Genomic DNA, 2602 nt, shown 5'->3' with positions numbered 1-2602 from the left:
TGGGTATTTCGGTCAGACCGTGCCACCTATTTCGGTCAAATGGTGCCACTTTAAAAAGTTATACAATAATACAAAAAAAGTTATTTCAAACGCTAAAAGTTTGTCTTCCTCATTGATTCCCCATTAAGGTCTATTCTATGGGAAGAGTTCACGATACGATCAAGAACAGCATCAGCAATAGTGTTTTCTCCGATTAAATCGTACCACGCCGATACAGGGATTTGTGAGGATAAAATAATAGAAGCTTGATTATACCTTTGATCAACGATATCAAAGAGTGCTTCTCTGATCAGGTTATCAAAAGGTTGTAGTCCAAAGTCATCTAAAATAAGCAAGTCACATTTGAGTACTTTCTTAATTTCTCTTTGATACGTTCCATCTATTTTGCTTGATTTTAGCAAGTTAAATAAATTAGCTGTATTAAAGTAAAGTACTTTATGTTCCATTAGGCACGCTTGGTATCCCAGGGCTTGTGCAAGATAACTTTTACCAACTCCACTAGCTCCAGTTAAAATAATATTCTGTTTTTTTAGTACAAAATCTAAGGTGGCAAGCCTATTAAAAGCATTCTTATCAAGGCCTCTATTGTGGGTATAATTAATATCAGCTATACTGGCATTTTGTCTAAAATTAGCTTGTTTAATTAATCTTTCTACTTTTCTATTTTGTCTATTCTCATACTCATGATCTGTTAATAAAGCAATGTATTCATCTATAGTAAAAGATGTGATTGTGTTGTCTTTAAGATGCATGCTGTGTAGTGAAGCCATATCACTTAATCGCATTGCTTTTAGTTTTTCGATGGTCTGATTGTTATCCATATAATTAATTATTAATGTTTATTGATAAGAAGACGCCCCTCTAATATTGGCGTGTGAAGGGATATGAGGAGTATCGGCGTTGAGTTGTTGTATCGTTTCTTGGTTAATATCCATCTTGTACTTAAGGATGTTTTTGATGTGCGTATAGGTTGCTATATTCTCTTGTAAGGCTAGTTCACAAGCTTTTTCTAATCTATCTGAACCATAGCTTTTATGTAGTTGGATTAATCCCATAACTCGTTTATATCCGATTTCTGGATATTCAACATTATCAAGTATTTTTTCTACACATTTAACTACATTGTCTCCATGGGGTTGCGCTTGCTTTTTAAAGAATTCAGGGCTCCAACTAGTATAGTATTGATGTGTACTTGACAGATGGTCTTTTGTTGTGTTATATGATCCCTTTGAAGGGTTTCGTTGATGTAAAGCAATGCGTAAATGATTGTAATAAACTTCAACCGTGGTATGGGTATAGTGAAGGGTAGTTTGATGACCTATGTAGCGGTAAGGGACACTGTAATAGCTCTTATCAGGTGAAAAATATACATAACCTATCTTCTGTACTTTCGCTCTTTTATAATCCTTGATTTGATAGTTTGTAGATGGCAAAGGTTTTAGATACGGCCGTTCTACAGATTGAAAAAGTTCTGTTCGACTTGCTTCTTTACGCTTAAAAAGAAGTTGATTGTAATGAGCTAGCCTTGTTTGTATTTCTTGGTTTAACTCTTCTAATGAAAAAAAGGTCATTTCTCTAATGGGATAAGAGATTCTTTGATACACCAGATGAACTGCGTTCTCCACCAAGGCTTTATCTTGTGGAGAGTAGGCTCTTGTTGGATTTACAACACAACCGTAATGTGAAGCAAAGTCTTTAAAACTTCGATTGATTTGTGCTTCATATTTACTAGAACGAGATACAGCCGATTTTAAATTATCAGATACAATAGCCAAAGGAACACCTCCATAAAAATGTAAAGCATTGATGCAGCATTGGATTAAATCTTCTTTCTTTTGGCTAGTACATACTTGAACATAAGTGTATTGACTGTTGGGAAGAATAGCCACAAAGACTTCTACAGGTATTATTTCTCCTGTTTGTTTATCTACATAGGAGAGCTTTTTACCCGCAAAGTCAATATACATCTCTTTGCCTGGTTCATGCTCTAACTTCATGGAACCTTTTACTTGTTTATACTTGCGATTATAATGCTCCATAAACTGAGTATAGCTATAGGGATTTACTGCTGTTTCAGCATATTGACTATAGTGATAGAGAAAGGTAAAACCAGGATGATTGCGAGCTTTATTGACTGTTTCAAAGTACAACATCAACGCATTATGCCGCTGGGTATCAACAGTAGTAAAACTAGAAAAAAGTTCTGATAATTGCAGGGTTTCAAACGATAATAGCTGCTTAAATGAATACTCACTTGCAGCAAAAAGTTGCATATAGGTATTAACTGTGTTACGAGAAATACCTAACGTATGAGCTATTTTTCGATTACTATAGCCATCTATATGCAAGGTAATAATTTGTTTTAAGTCCATTGGATCAAGTTTATTAGCCATATCTTATCGTTTAGAAAACAACAAGATAGGTGTAATTAACTTTCCAAAGTGGCACAGTTTGAACCGAAATAACGAGAAGAGTTATTTTAAGTGGCACAAATCAAAACGGAAACTGGCACAAATCAAAACGGAATCACTGGCACAGTTTGACCGAAATCACTGGCACAAGTACTCCGAAATCACTGGCACAAATCGAAACGGAATATCCA

Annotated in this window: 2 protein-coding genes; both read right to left on the bottom strand. The window is 35.0% G+C overall.

From position 1 onward, the window contains the following. Positions 1-92 precede the first annotated feature (92 nt). Positions 93-821 carry an IS21-like element helper ATPase IstB gene (istB, locus tag ACPDHL_RS16095; protein WP_430530138.1) on the bottom strand — a complete coding sequence of 243 codons (729 nt, stop codon included), beginning with the start codon at positions 819-821 and terminating at the stop codon, positions 93-95. Between the two features lie 18 nt (positions 822-839). Next, positions 840-2393: an IS21 family transposase gene (gene istA / locus ACPDHL_RS16090; RefSeq protein WP_430530137.1), complete on the bottom strand. Its 1554-nt coding sequence runs from the start codon at positions 2391-2393 to the stop codon at positions 840-842. Positions 2394-2602 lie beyond the last annotated feature (209 nt).

This window comes from Myroides sp. C15-4 (genome assembly GCF_050522745.1).
In the GTDB taxonomy this organism is placed as follows: domain Bacteria; phylum Bacteroidota; class Bacteroidia; order Flavobacteriales; family Flavobacteriaceae; genus Flavobacterium.
Note: the sequence above shows the minus strand (reverse complement) of the source record. Positions and strands in the feature narration are given on the sequence as shown.

What these genes read in the sequence shown, in the direction of transcription:
- istB (WP_430530138.1), bottom strand. Translation starts at nt 821, where the DNA reads ATGGATAACAATCAGACCATCGAAAAACTAAAAGCAATGCGATTAAGT.
- istA (WP_430530137.1), bottom strand. Translation starts at nt 2,393, where the DNA reads ATGGCTAATAAACTTGATCCAATGGACTTAAAACAAATTATTACCTTG.